Source organism: Yersinia alsatica, from assembly GCF_025133195.1.
Classification (GTDB): Bacteria; Pseudomonadota; Gammaproteobacteria; order Enterobacterales; family Enterobacteriaceae; genus Yersinia; species Yersinia alsatica.
The window spans coordinates 1,892,464-1,908,499 of sequence record NZ_CP104006.1 but is presented as its reverse complement, the minus strand read 5'-3'; the positions used below and the strand labels follow the sequence as shown (position 1 = coordinate 1,908,499).

The following is a 16,036-nucleotide window of genomic DNA, read 5'->3' as shown; positions in this document are numbered from 1 at the left end:
TTAAAATTTCAAGCTATCAGCTATCTCTTCTTCGCTTTGAACTTCACGGTCTATCTCGTTCTGTGCTTTGTTAGCAATAATCACAAACGGCAGATAAATCATGGTGGCAACCCCGAGGTTGAACAGACTTAACAGCATCGCAGCAATACTGCCGTTGGTATTAAAGAATGCTCCCAAGCCGACCGGCATGGTCCAAGGTGCAATGTTGGTGATTGGCGGAATAAAACCTGTGTAATACGCGATTGAGGTAATAATTGCCAAGACCGGCTGAACCAAGATAAACGGAATAAAGAACAGCGGGTTCATAATGACTGGCAAGCCGAACAAGATAGGTTCGTTAATCTGGAACACACTCGCTGGCGCACCCAGTTTTGCTACCTGACGATAATCTTCACGGCGGGAGCCGATAAAGATTGCAATAACCAGCCCAAGTGTTGCCCCGGTGCCGCCCAGGAAGATATAGGAGTCAACGAAAGGTTTGGCCCACATATGGAACTCTTTGCCCGCAGCTATTGCCGCTGCAACCGAACCATATTGGGTATAAGTGGCTACGTTTTCCAAGGCAAACGGCATCATGATGCCACTTTCCAGTGCCGATAAGGCCATCGCACCGTGTATGCCGAAGAACCACAACAGTGAAGAGCACATGACATACACCCAACCTACCACACTGCCCATTTTCGACAGCGGCGCTGAAATGGTATCCATGATGATCTGGTGGAAGTTAGTGCCATGCAATCCAAGGGAGTAAGCAATGACGCCCATAATGGAAAGAATGATAAAGCCAGGAATCAGGGCAGAGAACGAGCGGGCAACCGAAGTCGGCACACTGTCTGGCAAGCGGATAACCCAGTTACGCCGCACGATAAAGGCAAAGACCTCTGCCACTACCAAGCCGATGATAATACCCGAGATAATATTCGCGCCACCCAACCAGTTGGCACCAACGGCATAAGCATCGCCAACACTGTAAGGTGTTACGGTCATAAAGGCCGCGATGGCCAACAGAGCCGAAGCCAGCGGATCGACTCTTTTCTCTTCGGCCAAGGCCATACTGATAAAGAATGGCGTCATTAATGACATGATGCCGAGCGTACCGTTATAGACGTTGCCGCCAATTGCTTTAAAACCATTGAGGGTGGTAATGGTATCAGCATCCAAACGGATGCCCATCGAGAAGAAAAACGACCCTTCGCCAAAGCTTAAGAACACGTTATTGATAAGAACGAACATTGCACCCGTCAGGGTTAATGGCATCAGCCGAATAAACCCATTCTTGATAGCATTAATATGTTGCTGTTTGCCAATCTTAATGGCGAAGGGCAATATGACCCTTTCCAGAGAATTAATAAATGCGCTCACAGTGCTCCCCTTATTGTTTTGCTTTTTTTATTGCGGCAACAGCAGCTTTTAATACCCCTAAACCATCGACTTTGCCGTAAAGGATCGAGTCAATCACTTCAACGGGTTTGTTAGGGAACATTTTGGTGACTTCTGGCAACATGTAAGCAATCTGCGGCCCTAATAGGATGACATCGGCTTCTTTACCATGTTGTGCTGCCAGCGCTTCCGGGTAAGCATTGATAACCACTGGCACTTCATACTTCTCTGCTTGTACTTTCATTTTGGAAACCAGTAGCGAGGTCGACATACCGGCTGAGCAAAATAGATAAATTTTTTTCTTTTCCATACCCAACACCTTTTGAGGTTCAAAAGACACAAGTTATTCATATGCCAGTGCAATGGTGAATTCCCTTTATCTGTACTCTATCGTGCCCCTTGCCCAGCTCCATTGTTTCTGGTTGTCGGCAGTATACGGAGTTGACATACAAGCCAGTAATTCGAGCATCACTATAATCGTCTCTAATTGACTTTTCATATTGATGCTCTTCACATTTCTCAGCGATTACAATGTGATGCTCATCGCAAAATGATTATTTTTTTGCTCGGCGAATTAAGTTTAATTCATTTGTATTTCATATGGTTAGTTTTTATTTGCCTATTGATAAGCAACAAAATAAAACAGTAAAAATGAATTGAAACATCTGAAAGGATAAATTAGGGAATCTTATTGGTTTGATAATCGTTTCATCCAAACTTTTCCACTTTTTATCGCAGTTTTTGCTGGCGGCTTTATTCGTGAAGCGAAGTCCATGCCGCTATTTTAACTATCACTGCGTCGCTAATCTGCTGTTCAGCATCACAGGTTTTTGATTCGAAATAGCCGATTTTCTATTAATACTCTAAAGTTAACAGGTGTTTGCACATTTATGGAGTGAGTGATGACGTTATTTGGAAATAGAACACCGACCTATCGCCTGAGCTGGCAATTAGTTAGATTGCTCGTGCTCAGTGTGTTTATCTCGACGCCCGTGTTAGCCGCCCCTTCTCCCACCGTAACAGTCACTGAATTACAAGATGGACTTGATCATCCTTGGTCACTGGCATTCTTGCCTGATAACGGCGGAATTCTCATTACTGAACGCGCCGGGCAATTGCGTTTATGGCAGCCAGGAAAGCCATTATCAGCCCCGTTGCAAGGGGTGCCCGCAGTTTATGCCAAGGGGCAAGGCGGCCTATTCGAAGTGGCCTTATCACCGAAATTTACTCAAGATCGCCGCGTATACCTCAGTTTCGCTGAGGAGGGGAAAGAGGGAAAAGCCGGTACCGCAGTGGGCTATGGCCGCCTTAATCCTCAAGGCACAGCGATTGAAAACTTCAAGGTATTTTTCCGCCAACAGCCCAAATTATCGACGGGCAATCACTTCGGTGGAAAATTGGCCTTTGATGAGCAAGAGCATATTTTTATTACCTTGGGTGAGAATAATCAGCGCCCTACCGCCCAGGATCTGAGCTTACATCAGGGTAAAGCTGTGCGTCTAACCCTTGACGGTAAGGTACCAAAAGATAATCCATTTGCTAATAAGTCTCCCGCAAGGCCAGAGATCTGGTCCTATGGTCATCGTAATCCGCAAGGGTTGGCGCTTAACCCATGGAGTGGAGTGATGTGGTCCAATGAACATGGGCCTAAAGGCGGTGATGAGATTAATATCCTGATAGCCGGGAAAAACTATGGCTGGCCATTGGCTACTCACGGAGTGAACTATTCCGGCCTCGCCATCCCTGAGGCCAAAGGCACTCATGTCGATGGCACCCAACAGCCCGCATACTATTGGGAAAAATCTCCAGGTATCAGTGGCATGGCATTTTATGATGCCGCTCGCTTCCCCAGTTGGCAACATTCGTTGTTTATTGGCGCATTGGCTCAGAAAGAGTTAATTCGCTTGCAACTCGATGACGATAAAGTGATTTCCGAGGAGCGCCTGCTAGGAGATCGCGCTGAACGCATCCGTGACGTGCGCGTCGGGCCCGACGGTTATGTTTACCTGTTAACCGATGAGAGCAACGGTAAACTTCTGAAAGTCGGTCTCGCAACGACCCCATAGTAAGTCTGCTGCTGACAACAAAAAGCCGGAGAAACTTTCCGGCTTTTGCATTACTCCTAATACAGACTCTGTAACCTCAAATTACCGGTCTGATGAAGCTTGCCACAGATTTAGCTGACCGTCGGTAACATGCTGATCAATAGCGGTTAACTCTGCCGCTGTGAATGTAAGATTATTCAGTGCAGCACAATTTTCCTCAAGTTGTTCAGGCCGACTGGCACCAATCAAAACGGACGTCACACGGCTATCTTTCAGTAACCAGCTCAATGCCATTTGTGCCAATGATTGCCCACGCTGTTCAGCTAATTCATTCAACAACTTGATGCTATGCAGATTTGCTGCGGACAGCATGTTTTCTTTCAGCGAGCCGCCGGCTTCTTTTTTCATCCGCGAATCATCCGGGATACCATTGAGGTATTTCCCAGTTAACAACCCTTGCGCCAGTGGTGTGAAGGCAATACACCCCACACCGTGCTTATCCAGGGTATCTAATAGATTCGTCTGCTCAACCCAACGGTTAAGAATATTGTAGGAAGGCTGATGGATCAGTAATGGGATTTTCCACTCTTGCAATAATTCCACCATTTTGGCGGTGCGCTCAGTTGAGTAGGATGAAATGCCGACATACAGTGCTTTGCCGCTTTGCACTGCCTGAGCTAAAGCCGATGCAGTTTCTTCCATTGGCGTGTTTTCATCAACGCGGTGGGAATAGAAGATATCCACATAATCCAGCCCCATACGTTTTAGGCTTTGATCTAAGCTAGCCAGCAGATATTTTCGTGAGCTCCCGGCACCATAAGGGCCAGGCCACATGTTATAACCTGCTTTGGTCGAGATGATTAATTCGTCACGATAAGGCTTAAAGTCGTCTTGCAACAACTTACCAAAATTCTGCTCAGCCGAACCCGGCGGTGGACCATAATTATTGGCTAAATCGAAGTGGGTAATTCCCAGATCAAAAGCTTTGCGCAGTAACGTTCGTTGCGATTCTAATGTATTGTTAAAACTAAAGTTATGCCAAAGCCCAAGCGATAATGCGGGAAGTTGCAAGCCACTTTTTCCACAAAAACGATATTGCATTTGGTTGTAGCGGGAAGGATCTGCGTTGTAAGGCATGATGGCTTCTGTCTCCATTTATCGTATTTTTGAAACGGCATTTCTATTTTAGCGCCATCTTCAGCCCATGAAAGTGATCTCTTCGAACATTTCTAAAATTATTTGTACTACAATTATATCTACTCTGACGAATAGCCATTGAGGGCTTTGTTATGACTGCAATTGACATAATGTGGGTAGGGTTTGGTGGCGGCATCGGTTCACTTTTACGATGGTGGCTAGGACTCGGTGTTGGCAAGATATATAAAGGTAATCTCCCCCTCGGTACTTTTCTCATCAATATTTCAGGAGCGTTTGTTATTGGCTATCTGAGTATTCTTTTCAGTATTGACTGGCGTGATCGTTATGGCGATTTAATGAATGCTGCGGTGTTGACCGGTATTTTAGGTGGCTATACCACCTTTAGTAGCATGCAATTAGATGCGGCAAAACTTGCTACAGCGCGCGGCAGAGCAATGGCTGCCGGATATCTGATTATTTCTGTATTGGTCGGTCTGGCCGCAGCGGCATTCGGTGCCTGGCTGGCTTATTGAGCAGAAACGATTTATTAATCGGAGATAATGATTATGCCGAATCTTATTATTTTAGTTTTTGTTGGTGGCGCTTTTGGTGCCATGTGTCGTGAATTAATCATGATGTCAGTGCCAAGACTGGCCGATGGCTTCCCCATGGATATCTTTGTCGCCAATATTATCGCTGCATTTTTATTAGGGCTGACCACCTCTTGCTTTAAAAACGGTAAAATTAATCAATACGTACACTTAATGGTGGGAACAGGGATAATGGGCGGACTTTCGACATTTTCCAGTTTTGTATTTGGTGCCGTCGAAATGATGAAAACCCCGAGTGAAGTTTTTGTCTCAATCTGCTATTTAGTCGCCAGTCTGATTGTTGGTTTTATTGCTGTCGAATTGGGCTTGATGGTAGGGCCAAAAGAGAAGCCAAAAGCGCCGCAAACCGCGGCTGAATAGCTTTATTCTGGCGAGAAATAGAGATGAAAACACCCTCATAGAGAGGGTGTTTTATACATTGTGACAAGAATACTGATGCGGCTCAGTCAGTATAAAATTAATCTAACTTCTGGCAGTTACCAAAGAACATCTCGGTAATTAGTTCATTATTAATGGTATCGCCATTCAGGGTTCTCACCAGCAACTCACTGCCTAATAATGGCAGAGAGAAGACCATGCTAGGTTCAACCCGTTTAACTTTCTTCATATTCTCGGTTTCATTCACCAATGCCAAGGTTTTGGTAGATTCACCGGCGATTTCTTTAGCAGCCAGAATGGTAAAGGCATTATCGGCATCACTATCACACAGCGCGATAATATATTTTGCTTTGTCGGCCCCGGCTAATTTCAATGTTGCAACTGAAGAAGGGTCGCCCTCGATAATATCCGCATCAGATGGATAATTATGTTGGCTACCTACAGCACACACCACCGTAACTTCATCACCGCGATCTCGCAGACCGTTATACACATTCAGTGCCAGAGAGCTGGTGCCCACGATAATAAAATGATTTTTACGTTCCACGTCAGAAACCCTACCTTTAACTATGCGTTTGATATTATTACTGATCATCGGCCCGGCAATAGAAGAAACTGAAGCAGCAAAGACAGTAATACCGGAAATAATCACCGTAAGCGTAAACATCCGTGCCAACGTGGTATGCGGGATAATATCCCCGAACCCCACCGTAGACATACAAACAATCGCGAAATAGAATGCTGTCGGTAAATCAGTGACTACTGGCGCAAATTCATCGCCCATGTAGAGTGTGCCCAGCATGCTATAAACGATCAGTGAAGCGATACTCACAATAGCAAAAAACGTCCCACTGGCGAGGCTGTGATAATTAAACTTCCGCCAATAAAAGAGCAAGCCGACAATAATCACAATGGAATAAGTCGTCAGTGTATTTTGATCTTTTAGAATAAAGATATTGATAGAAACAATGGTAAATAACAGCAATACGGTGAAAAACCAGGCGATACGGGTTTTCATGGATAAAGCAATAGCCATCAATATCAGTACCAAACCAATCATAAATCTTGGAATTTCAAACAATTCAAGAAAACTCAGCGCCTCCTTCCAAGTACTGAACTCATTTGTTACTCCTGAAAAATGGGCGATAGCCCGGAAAAGTACTGGGCTTAAAACCAGATATCCATTAATTGCTACCAGGATAGCCAGGCAATGTGGTATCGAGAACCTAGATTTAATTTCCTGTAATATTTTCATCAATAGAGTGACTAAAATTGTTATAGGTAAATCAAGTATAGATAAAAACTCAGATAATTCATGGTCAAACTCAGTTATTTTTGATAAAAATCAAATGATAAACTCATCGAATATATAGGGATATTTACACTTATAGTCATCTAATATTAACGTAACGTAATTAAACTGAAAGGTTATAATTATTATCGTAAAAAGATACTGTTTAAAGCTATTTTTACAGCCTGTAAAGTTATGCATACTGAATCATGAGTCAGATAATGAATTTAATTATTGGCATTATATCCACTTATAACTAATAATATATCTGCACTCCAGCAAATAATAATGCCGGAGTCATCATATCTGAGTGATATTTATCACCCTTAGTTTAATTCTGTGGATTTCTAACAGACAAATAAGGAAGTAAGCATGTCCTACAAATCACTTCGTAATATTGCATTGACTGGTTTATTGCTTTCCGCTGCCGCCACTACTTTTGCAGCAACTCCGACAACTACTAGCGCAACGGCTACTACCCCGAGTGATATGACCTGCAAAGAATTCCTGGATCTGAATCCTAAGTCATTTACTCCGGTAGTCTATTGGGTACTAAATGATGATACTCAATATAAGAAAGGCGATTATGTTGATTTTCACGAGACAGACACTATCGTGACACCGAAAGTAGTCGAAGTGTGTAAAAAGTCCCCTGAAAGTAAACTGTCCGAAATGAAACAAGATATTTTAAATTTCGCTAAGAAACATCATATGTAATCTGAAAAATTAGATATGCTGAATAAGGCACTCATTAATGAGTGCCTTATTTTTTGCGATGAAAACTTAACCACTAATACTCAGTTTATCATAACCACGAACATAGTAATTAATGGCGGAAATTAACCAACACAGTATGAACATCCCAATAATCCAGTAACCTATTTCACCTAAATTATCACTGATATTATTAATTGGCGTCCAAATCCCTCCGGTTAAATTAAGTTTGTCTGCAATTAATCCCAAAGCTTCAATACCGCCGATAAAGAAAGCAATGATAACCGAGGCTGCCGTGATAGTAATATTGTAATACAGTTTTCGTACCGGTTTAGAAAAAGCCCAACCATAAGCACCAATCATCACAAAATTATCGAGTGAGTCGATTAAAGCCATGCCAGCAGCAAATAAAATCGGGAAAACCATTATTGACCACAAATTTATGCCGTGACTTGCGCTCGCGGCGGAGAGCCCTAATACACCAATTTCCGTAGCCGTATCAAAACCTAAGCCAAATAAAAAACCAACCGGATACATATGCCAGCTTTTATTGACCATATTAAACACTCGCCTGAAAATACGGGCGAGCAAACCACCATTGTTGGTCACCAGTAGGTCAAGTTCGTCATCTTTATACACATGGCCCGCTTTGACCTGTTTGAACTTTTTATACACTGAAATCAGGATGGTTAAATTCAGAAAGGCAAACAGTAACAAGAATACCGATGAAACCAGGGTGCCGATCAATCCCCCAGTTTCATGGAACCACTCCATATTATTCTTAAATGCCATCGCCGTCGCAGCAATGGCCAATGATGCTAATATCACGATAGTTGAATGACCGAGAGAGAAAAACGTCCCGACCGCAATCGGTGTTTTCCCCTGCTGCATCAGTTTGCGAGTCACGTTATCAATAGCAGCGATATGATCAGCATCTACTGCATGGCGCAAGCCAAAGCTATAAGCCAGAAATGCCATGCCCATCAATACCGCGTTATTATTAAATTCCGTAAAGGCCCAAATCCATGCCAACCCGTTAACTACTAATAAGCCGATCAGCAAATAGATTGCACGCCGTTTAGTTTGCGGATCACCGAAGGCACTACGTTTCTCTATTCCAGTCGTCATATACGTACTCCAGAATAAAACGCTATTGTCTATGTGCTGGCATAACATCTTTATTCGGTACCAGGAATAACCACGAAGCCAGCACAAAAGGCATCGTCAAGGTAGGAATACCGATAGGTGACAATAAGATGTTTAGAGCGCCCTGCACGATCACCGTAAAAATAACGCCGATAATGGTATAAGCCAAAACACGCCAACTGGGTTTATTAAAAGTCGAACCTAACGCGATAGCCGTTAACACGGCACTGAAGGCATAAAGCCCGGTATCAATACTGGCGGGATCGGCACCAAGGAATATGGCGGTGAAGAGTGCCAGTAGTGATCCACCTAGAGCAAACACTGCGGCCCAGAGTGATTCGACAGCCAACCCGATGACAAAAATAATGCCGCCAATCAAACTACTTAATAAGAAGACTTCAGAGATGCCATTAAACATGCTGACGAAAATATTGCCCGCCGCGGGTGCTCCAGCATCTAAAACAAATTCATGCGGCAGCGCTGGTGTCGGCAACCCACTACTATGGAGACCGGCAAAGGCGTAGCTGGCCAGTAATATTATCCAGGTGGTGAGAACAAAAGGTGCAGTTAACGCCGCTACTTTCCAGGTTTTTAAAATATCAGCGATACAAGCCATTACAATCACTGACACGATACTGCCCAAGACAATACAAGCCCAAACAACCGGTGTGGCAACCAAAAATGTAGGTAATGCCGCGCCGACCAGGCACCCGTTATAACCATATAGCCCCGAGCGCCATGATTTACGGTCGCGCATAGTTAGCCCGGTAAATGTTGCAACCACCGTCCCCAGCACACAGCCATAGGCCACCGCCGGATTACCCTCGCCATAAGCGCCGACAAATATCGCAATGAAGAAGAATAGCCCCGTCAGCGGGTTATTCTGGAACATAACCTGAGCACAGCCGCGCAGCGTTGTATCGATAAATTCAATGAAAACATTTGAAGCACTGAGTTGTGCCCAGCCGGTTTGATTGCCCGTTTTCGCATTCATTATTTTACCCTTCTTACTTGAAGCCGCAGCGGTGTTCGCTGCTCTCGTCCCAAGAATCACTTACTGATGTCGCGATGGTTTACTACAACAGTAAGTGATATTAGGTGGCACCTTAGCGCCATAAGAATTTTTCCGGCAATGTAATGCCGAGAATTTCCTCACGCGCTATTTTCCAGAACTGCCGTATTTCAGCCTTAACCCCGGCACTGTCGATACCCAGTGCTTTAAATACAATGCCGCAGTCATTGGGTAAGCGAGTCGCCCCACTGGCAATCCCACCCTTGATATCAAAATGGGCCGGGACTCGCGCCAGAATGCGGTCATGGTGCTCTTTAGGCGTTAATAAAATCACATTGCCAAATGCATCAAATGATTGCATTACGCCAATGGCATCAAGGCTTTCTGACTTCGGTTCCAATACATACTTCTCAACAAACAGCTCTTTACCTGCCGGATTGTGTGCAGCGACTCGCGATGAATAAACATCAAAGCCAAAGCGCTCATCCTCATGATGATATTTACGCCCGGACATCAGCACTTCTGAATAAATCGCTGTCGCCGTAGGATGAATATGAATCGTGGTCTCCGTAATAAAGCGAGAATTACGATGAGGGATGAGTGGGTCCGGCATAAACTCCAGATACCCCCCCTCCTCCACCGTGAAATTCTGTATCTGTGAAGCATAATTCGCATTCATCATGTGAACTTTGGTTGCCGACTGGGTAGTGACATGAGCACAAGCCCCCGCCTCCACCAGCACATCCGTGGCTAGCCGGTCGCCTTGCAAAATACAGCCCGACGTAGAAATCATGGTGACACAAGGTAATTCCGGCATCTCTTCATCCCAGTACAACGCCTTTTGCACCAACGACGGCACGCGTCTTTCCATTTCCGCCAAAATACTGCGATGTTCACGTTTGGCAAATCTCAGTTTGAGGTAGCCGCTTTTCCCTACTGCCCCGCTACGCATTTGCGCCGGTTCGTCCTGATATTTCGCTAATTCCGGCGCGTTAACACCTAATGCGTGAGCACGAACCCGTGAAGGAGTTTCCACGATATTCTGGCTCTGCGATGTCATGCGTGCTCTCCTTGCGGCTGTACGTGGGTAAACAGGAAGTCGCGCATAATCATATCCACCAGCTCTTCAATACCTTGTCCAGTTTTGCAGTTGGTGAGGATATAAGGACGTTCGCCGCGCACCACTTTAGTGTCACTCTCCATCACATCCAGACTGGCACCGACATAAGGGGCGAGGTCAATTTTATTGATGACCAGAATGTCGGCTTGCACCAGACCTGGGCCATTTTTCCGTGGAATTTTTTCACCTTCAGCCACATCAATAACGTAGATATAGAAGTCGGCCAGTGCCGGGCTGAAGGTCAGTGTCAGGTTATCGCCGCCACTTTCAATCATAATCAGGTCGCTTTCAGGGAAGCGCTCTTCCATCTCTTCAACCGCAGCAATATTCATGCTCGGGTCTTCACGCACCGCAGTATGCGGGCAAGCGCCCGTTTCCACCCCAAGGATCTTCTCTTCATCCAGAATACCTTTCAGTGTACGTTTCACCTGTTTGGCATCTTCAGTCGTCACGATGTCATTGGTAATAATCAGTGGCTTAATACCCCGTTTAATCAAAATAGGGGTAATCACTTCAATAATGGCGGTTTTACCTGAACCTACCGGGCCACCAATACCAATACGGGTTATCTTTTTGCGTTTGTCGGTTGAATGGCTATTCACGGGATAATCCTCTTTATTTTAATCTGATGTTGGTCTGTACTCGGTCGGCAGAAAAACCTAGTACTCAGAATTCATTCTGGTTAATTACTAAATAAGCGAACGTGCGCTTTCACATGCACCGCCGCCAAAACATCCACAATAGGGACATAAGAAGACATCTGGTCAATATCGCCAATTTCGGCAATATCACAGAACTTCTCAATATCATGATTTAATTCAAATAAAATATGCTGAGTGTCGAAATGGGTCACGCGCATCAAACGCATAGCCGCACTTAATATCGTCATCGCCACGCCATATTGATGCATCACGACCACTTCCCGCTGCCCAATCCCTTGCGCTGCCATGACCACCGCCTGAGTCACGGGGTAAGTCCCGGCGGTATTGCCACTTTTTATCTGCTCCAGCCACCAGCTAATCAGTGGATGCTCCACCACATGAATGGACATCTCAGCCAATTTTTTCCCCATTCGGGTTGCCATCAAGCGGCTTTCTTCATTTAACTTGCGGTTATTCACCGCCCAATCAGCTCGGATAATGCCGTCACGATCATCGGCGACTACGGCTCGATGAGCAGCAACCACCCCCATACCATCACAGCTCGCGGCCTGCTTTAACGCCGTCAGCACAAAGCCTTTTAGTGTCGGCACGTCATGCACGACACCGGTCTGAATAGCCGATTCCACACCATTGGAAAACGTAAAGGCCCCGACCGGCAGTACGGAATCACCAAATTGCATGATACGAATGAGATCTGATGCATTCATTGCGGTGCCTCCCTGCCGGATCAGTGTTTATGATCGTGGTCGTGATCGCCGTGGCTATGGCTATGACCGTGGTCACTATCATGGCTATGCGAATGGCTATCATGGCTATCATGGCTATGCGAATGCCCATCACCGTGAGAATGAATGCCGTGAATATGTAAACCGGAACCATGTGGTTCATCCAGAGGACTGGCGACATGAACATGGGTGTCGGTGTCTTCTGCGCCGCCAAACAGTAGTCGGGCCTCAGAATTACTGAGCAATGGCAGAATCTCCGCCCCTTTGACAAAACGGAAAGGCAAATGTTGGAAGCCATGAGTTCTCATGACAGAGTCCATCATGGTGGTGGCAACGGTCAGAGGCACATAAACCTCATTATTTTTAGTGACCGCTTTCCAGTGCTGGTTACCCAGCGCGTGTCCAAGCTCAAAACAGGTTTTAATCAGCTCATCCGGTGAACGGCTTTTCAACTCGCTTAAGTCAATCACCATCACATCGCGCAAATTGATTTGTACCACTACCGCGACATTGGTTTTTTCATCCCATGCCAGCACATCACCATCAGCAAGAACAACGTGTCGGTCGAGAGAAATACCGAGATCCAGACCTTGGGTACTGAGTTTACGGCAGCGGCTTTTTTGCGCTTCCCGCTGATCCAAGACCAAAAGATCGAAAGTGGCATCTTTGAGCTTCGCCTGCCAAACCGGATCTTTTTTCACATTGCCAAGAATGTGCTCTATCAAAATCATGTTATTGACTCCTTGCGTCTGTCAGTTGCCCACAGTAATGAAATCCCTTTCTGTGTCATTCATCCCAGCAATTGTTGATCGCCCCATCCAAGAGCCAGATGACAGTTACCATGGGCAAGCTGAATGCTTATATAAACTGGATTTGCGTCCAGACTCATCCATTAGCCAAAGAAGTAGCGCTGGTTCATTGACGCTGTTTCAATTGGCTCACAGGTGGCATGTACGCCATCCACTTTCACCGCAAAGGTTTCTGGGTCCACTTCAATGTGTGGTGTTTGGTCATTACGCACCAAATCATGTTTAGAAATGGTACGGCAGTTTTTAACCGCAATAACCTGACGATCCAGCCCAGCTTTCTCTTTCACACCATCATCAAGTGCAGCCTGAGAAACGAAGGTGACGCAAGTGTCTTGCATAGTTTTGCCCATCGCCCCAAACATTGGACGATAGAACACTGGCTGTGGCGTTGGCAGTGATGCGTTAGGGTCACCCATCGCAGCCCAGTTGATCATGCCGCCTTTGATAACCAGCTTAGGTTTAGCACCGAAGAAGCGCGGATCCCACAGCACCAGGTCGGCCATTTTACCCACTTCGACGGAGCCAATAACATGGCTGACACCTTGTGCGATAGCTGGGTTAATGGTGATTTTTGCCACATAGCGCAGGACGCGGAAGTTATCGTTACCCGCGGCATCTTCTGGCAATTTACCGCGCGATGCTTTCATCGCATTCGCTGTTTGCATCACCCGCAGCCAGTTTTCCCCAACACGCCCCATGGCTTGTGAGTCACTGGAGAACATGGAGATAACCCCCATATCGTGCAGTACGTTTTCTGCCGCAATGGTTTCTGGACGGACGCGGCTTTCAGCGAAGGAGACGTCGGCTGGCACATTCGGGTTAAGGTTATGGCACACCATAATCATGTCGAACAGTTCAGCCTGACTGTTAACACCGTATGGCAGGGTTGGGTTAGTGGAACTTGGTAGCACGTTCGGCTGGCTGGCGACTCGGATGATATCCGGCGCATGACCCCCACCCGCACCTTCGGTATGGAAGGTATGAATAGTGCGGCCTTCAAATGCATCAATGGTATCTTCCACATACCCGCATTCGTTCAAACTGTCGGTATGCACGGAAACCTGAATATCCATTTCATCCGCCATTCGTAGTGAATGGCGCAAGGCGTTGGCAGTCGCGCCCCAGTCTTCGTGGACTTTATAGCCCACAACACCGGCTATCGCCTGTTCTAACAGAGGGCCACGTCCGTAAGAGTTACCTTTACCCAGAATACCCACGTTAACCGGTAAACCTTCGATTGAACGCAGCATCTGGCGGATGTTCCATGGGCCAGGGGTTACGGTTGTGCCGTTAGTGCCATCCGTTGGGCCAATCCCCCCACCGAAGAAGGTGGCAACCCCATTGGAGAGAGCATGATATGCCTGTTGCGGAGAGATCAAATGAATGTGGGTATCAATACCAGCGGCGGTGAGAATCAAATGCTCGCCTGAAATAGCATCGGTACTCACCCCGACCACCATTCCCGGAGTCACACCATCCATCACGCCCGGGTTACCACTTTTACCGATACCGGCAATTTTACCATCACGGATACCCACGTCTGCTTTGATAACCCCGAGGCGGGCATCAACAATAGTGACGTTGGTTATCACTAAATCCAGTACACCGTTGTCGCGGGTCAGATGGTTATTCGCCCCCATCCCGTCACGCAGTGACTTACCGCCACCGTAAACCGACTCTTCACCATATCCACGCAGGTCTTTTTCGATTTCGATAAACAGATTGGTATCACCCAAACGTATTTTATCGCCAGTCGTTGGGCCAAATAGACCCGCGTATTCTTGCCGAGAAATTTGAGGCATCTGTCGCTCCTTTCTTTTTCCGGTGCGTGTAATGGATTACCTAATTACACGTATGCGAATTTCGATGATGTTTCATTGAGATAAGGTGTTATTTAGATGATGACTTGAAACCACGTGCAGCCGCACGGCGGATAGCCTCTAGCTTATCCGGGCGCTCACTATTTGGCACCACACCGTCACCGGTCCAGCCATCGACCAGATTGTTAAAGCCATACAGTGTTTGCTTACCACCGAAAGGAATTAGCGAAACTTCAGTTTCGTCACCGGGTTCAAAACGGATTGCCGTCGTCGAAGAGATATTCAGCCTTTTGCCAAAAGCTGCGGTACGATCAAACTCAAGTGCGCGGTTAACTTCAAAGAAGTGAAAATGAGAACCTATCTGAATGGGTCGGTCACCGGTATTGCGGACCTTCACTTTGGTAACAGGTTTATTCTCATTAAAGGTAATCGGCGCATCAGCTAAAATGCAGCCCCCAAGGGGCGTGTTTTTTTCTGTTGTGCCTTCAGTATTAATGCCTTTAGTGTGGTTAGTGCTAGTGCCTTTCTTTGCGCTCATGCTTTAATCCTCTGCAATATTCAATTCAGGTTTTACTCGCATGCTGCCGTTGCTCTTACCATTAATTATTTAATGGGATCGTGCACCGTGACCAAACGGCTACCGTCAGTAAAAATTGCTTCAACCTGAACATTCGGAATCAGATCAGCTACCCCGTCCATCACATCATCTTTAGTGAGAACTTTGCTGGCTTCTTTCATGACATCTTCTACGGATTTGCCATCTCTGGCCCCTTCCATTGCTGTCACTGTAATAATAGAAACGGCTTCCGGATAATTGAGTTTCAAGCCACGCGCTTTGCGTTTGAACGCCACATCAGACAGCGTGTAGATCATGAGCTTTTCAACTTCTCTTGGGGTGAGCTGCATAAGCCCTCCTGTATCTGGTTAAGAAAGTGAAAGTGAGATTAAGAAAAACAACCTATAAGCCCTATAACTTGTCTATAAAGCGTTATCCCTTGTTATTGCTGATAAAAATAGGCATTGGCCTGTTAATTAGCGTGTTTCAGAATTTAAGTGCATCCTCCTGTATTCCTGCCAGATTCTTCATTCGAATTCTGATTTTACATTTTAATTACCATCAATCTGCTGCCAGATATTTATCCTGTAACCTTTAATGCCGTACAACCGACTGAAAACGACATGCCCC

General features: G+C 45.9%; 17 protein-coding genes. 4 read left to right on the top strand and 13 right to left on the bottom strand.

Annotated elements, in window-relative coordinates; translation table 11 throughout:
- Together chbC and N0H69_RS08415 are read right to left on the bottom strand one after the other, a co-directional pair.
- On the bottom strand, positions 1-1,362 hold the full coding sequence (gene chbC / locus N0H69_RS08420; RefSeq protein WP_050151774.1) for a PTS N,N'-diacetylchitobiose transporter subunit IIC: 1,362 nt from the start codon (positions 1,360-1,362) through the stop codon (positions 1-3).
- Positions 1,363-1,372: 10 nt separating this feature from the next.
- Positions 1,373-1,690: a PTS sugar transporter subunit IIB gene (locus N0H69_RS08415; RefSeq protein ID WP_050100871.1), complete on the bottom strand. Its 318-nt coding sequence runs from the start codon at positions 1,688-1,690 to the stop codon at positions 1,373-1,375.
- 592 nt (positions 1,691-2,282) lie between these two features.
- Between N0H69_RS08415 and N0H69_RS08410 the strand changes: the two genes are divergently transcribed.
- A complete protein-coding gene (locus N0H69_RS08410) occupies positions 2,283-3,446 on the top strand; it encodes a PQQ-dependent sugar dehydrogenase (RefSeq protein WP_050151773.1) in 1,164 nt (387 codons plus the stop codon).
- An 81-nt stretch (positions 3,447-3,527) separates the two neighbouring features.
- On the opposite strand, the gene mgrA is transcribed toward N0H69_RS08410, so the two are convergent.
- Positions 3,528-4,562, bottom strand: coding sequence for an L-glyceraldehyde 3-phosphate reductase (gene mgrA / locus N0H69_RS08405; protein ID WP_050123016.1), 1,035 nt, complete (start codon positions 4,560-4,562; stop codon positions 3,528-3,530).
- 152 nt (positions 4,563-4,714) lie between these two features.
- On the opposite strand from mgrA, the gene N0H69_RS08400 reads away from it, so the two are divergent.
- Positions 4,715-5,095: a fluoride efflux transporter FluC gene (locus N0H69_RS08400; protein ID WP_050151772.1), complete on the top strand. Its 381-nt coding sequence runs from the start codon at positions 4,715-4,717 to the stop codon at positions 5,093-5,095.
- Positions 5,096-5,128: 33 nt separating this feature from the next.
- Positions 5,129-5,533, top strand: a complete 405-nt coding sequence (crcB, locus tag N0H69_RS08395) for a fluoride efflux transporter CrcB (protein WP_050108241.1) — start codon at positions 5,129-5,131, stop codon at positions 5,531-5,533.
- Positions 5,534-5,630: 97 nt separating this feature from the next.
- Here the strand turns inward: crcB and kch are convergent, their stop codons facing one another.
- Positions 5,631-6,806, bottom strand: a complete 1,176-nt coding sequence (gene kch / locus N0H69_RS08390) for a voltage-gated potassium channel protein (protein WP_050108243.1) — start codon at positions 6,804-6,806, stop codon at positions 5,631-5,633.
- A gap of 408 nt (positions 6,807-7,214) precedes the next feature.
- Here kch and hdeB point away from each other — a divergent pair, with 408 nt between their 5' ends.
- Complete coding sequence (gene hdeB / locus N0H69_RS08385) at positions 7,215-7,559, top strand: acid-activated periplasmic chaperone HdeB (protein WP_004711572.1); 345 nt, start codon at positions 7,215-7,217, stop codon at positions 7,557-7,559.
- Between the two features lie 66 nt (positions 7,560-7,625).
- Here hdeB and N0H69_RS08380 read toward each other — a convergent pair whose 3' ends face one another.
- From N0H69_RS08380 to N0H69_RS08340, 9 genes are all read right to left on the bottom strand, one after another.
- Complete coding sequence (locus N0H69_RS08380; protein WP_050108245.1) at positions 7,626-8,684, bottom strand: HoxN/HupN/NixA family nickel/cobalt transporter; 1,059 nt, start codon at positions 8,682-8,684, stop codon at positions 7,626-7,628.
- Between the two features lie 22 nt (positions 8,685-8,706).
- Positions 8,707-9,696: an urea transporter gene (gene yut, locus N0H69_RS08375; protein WP_050108246.1), complete on the bottom strand. Its 990-nt coding sequence runs from the start codon at positions 9,694-9,696 to the stop codon at positions 8,707-8,709.
- 112 nt (positions 9,697-9,808) lie between these two features.
- The gene (locus N0H69_RS08370; protein ID WP_050108248.1) at positions 9,809-10,774 is read right to left on the bottom strand and encodes an urease accessory protein UreD; all 966 of its coding nucleotides are present in this window, start codon (positions 10,772-10,774) and stop codon (positions 9,809-9,811) included.
- On the bottom strand, positions 10,771-11,436 hold the full coding sequence (gene ureG / locus N0H69_RS08365) for an urease accessory protein UreG (protein ID WP_050108250.1): 666 nt from the start codon (positions 11,434-11,436) through the stop codon (positions 10,771-10,773). The genes N0H69_RS08370 and ureG overlap by 4 nt, the downstream gene beginning before the upstream one ends.
- Positions 11,437-11,516: 80 nt before the next feature.
- Entirely contained in the window at positions 11,517-12,203 is a 687-nt protein-coding gene (locus tag N0H69_RS08360) for an urease accessory protein UreF (protein ID WP_050108252.1), read from the bottom strand.
- A 20-nt stretch (positions 12,204-12,223) separates the two neighbouring features.
- Complete coding sequence (gene ureE / locus N0H69_RS08355) at positions 12,224-12,952, bottom strand: urease accessory protein UreE (RefSeq protein ID WP_050151771.1); 729 nt, start codon at positions 12,950-12,952, stop codon at positions 12,224-12,226.
- 161 nt (positions 12,953-13,113) lie between these two features.
- Entirely contained in the window at positions 13,114-14,832 is a 1,719-nt protein-coding gene (locus tag N0H69_RS08350) for an urease subunit alpha (protein ID WP_050108256.1), read from the bottom strand.
- Between the two features lie 88 nt (positions 14,833-14,920).
- The gene (gene ureB, locus N0H69_RS08345) at positions 14,921-15,388 is read right to left on the bottom strand and encodes an urease subunit beta (RefSeq protein WP_050151770.1); all 468 of its coding nucleotides are present in this window, start codon (positions 15,386-15,388) and stop codon (positions 14,921-14,923) included.
- Between the two features lie 65 nt (positions 15,389-15,453).
- Entirely contained in the window at positions 15,454-15,756 is a 303-nt protein-coding gene (locus N0H69_RS08340; protein WP_002215288.1) for an urease subunit gamma, read from the bottom strand.
- Positions 15,757-16,036 lie beyond the last annotated feature (280 nt).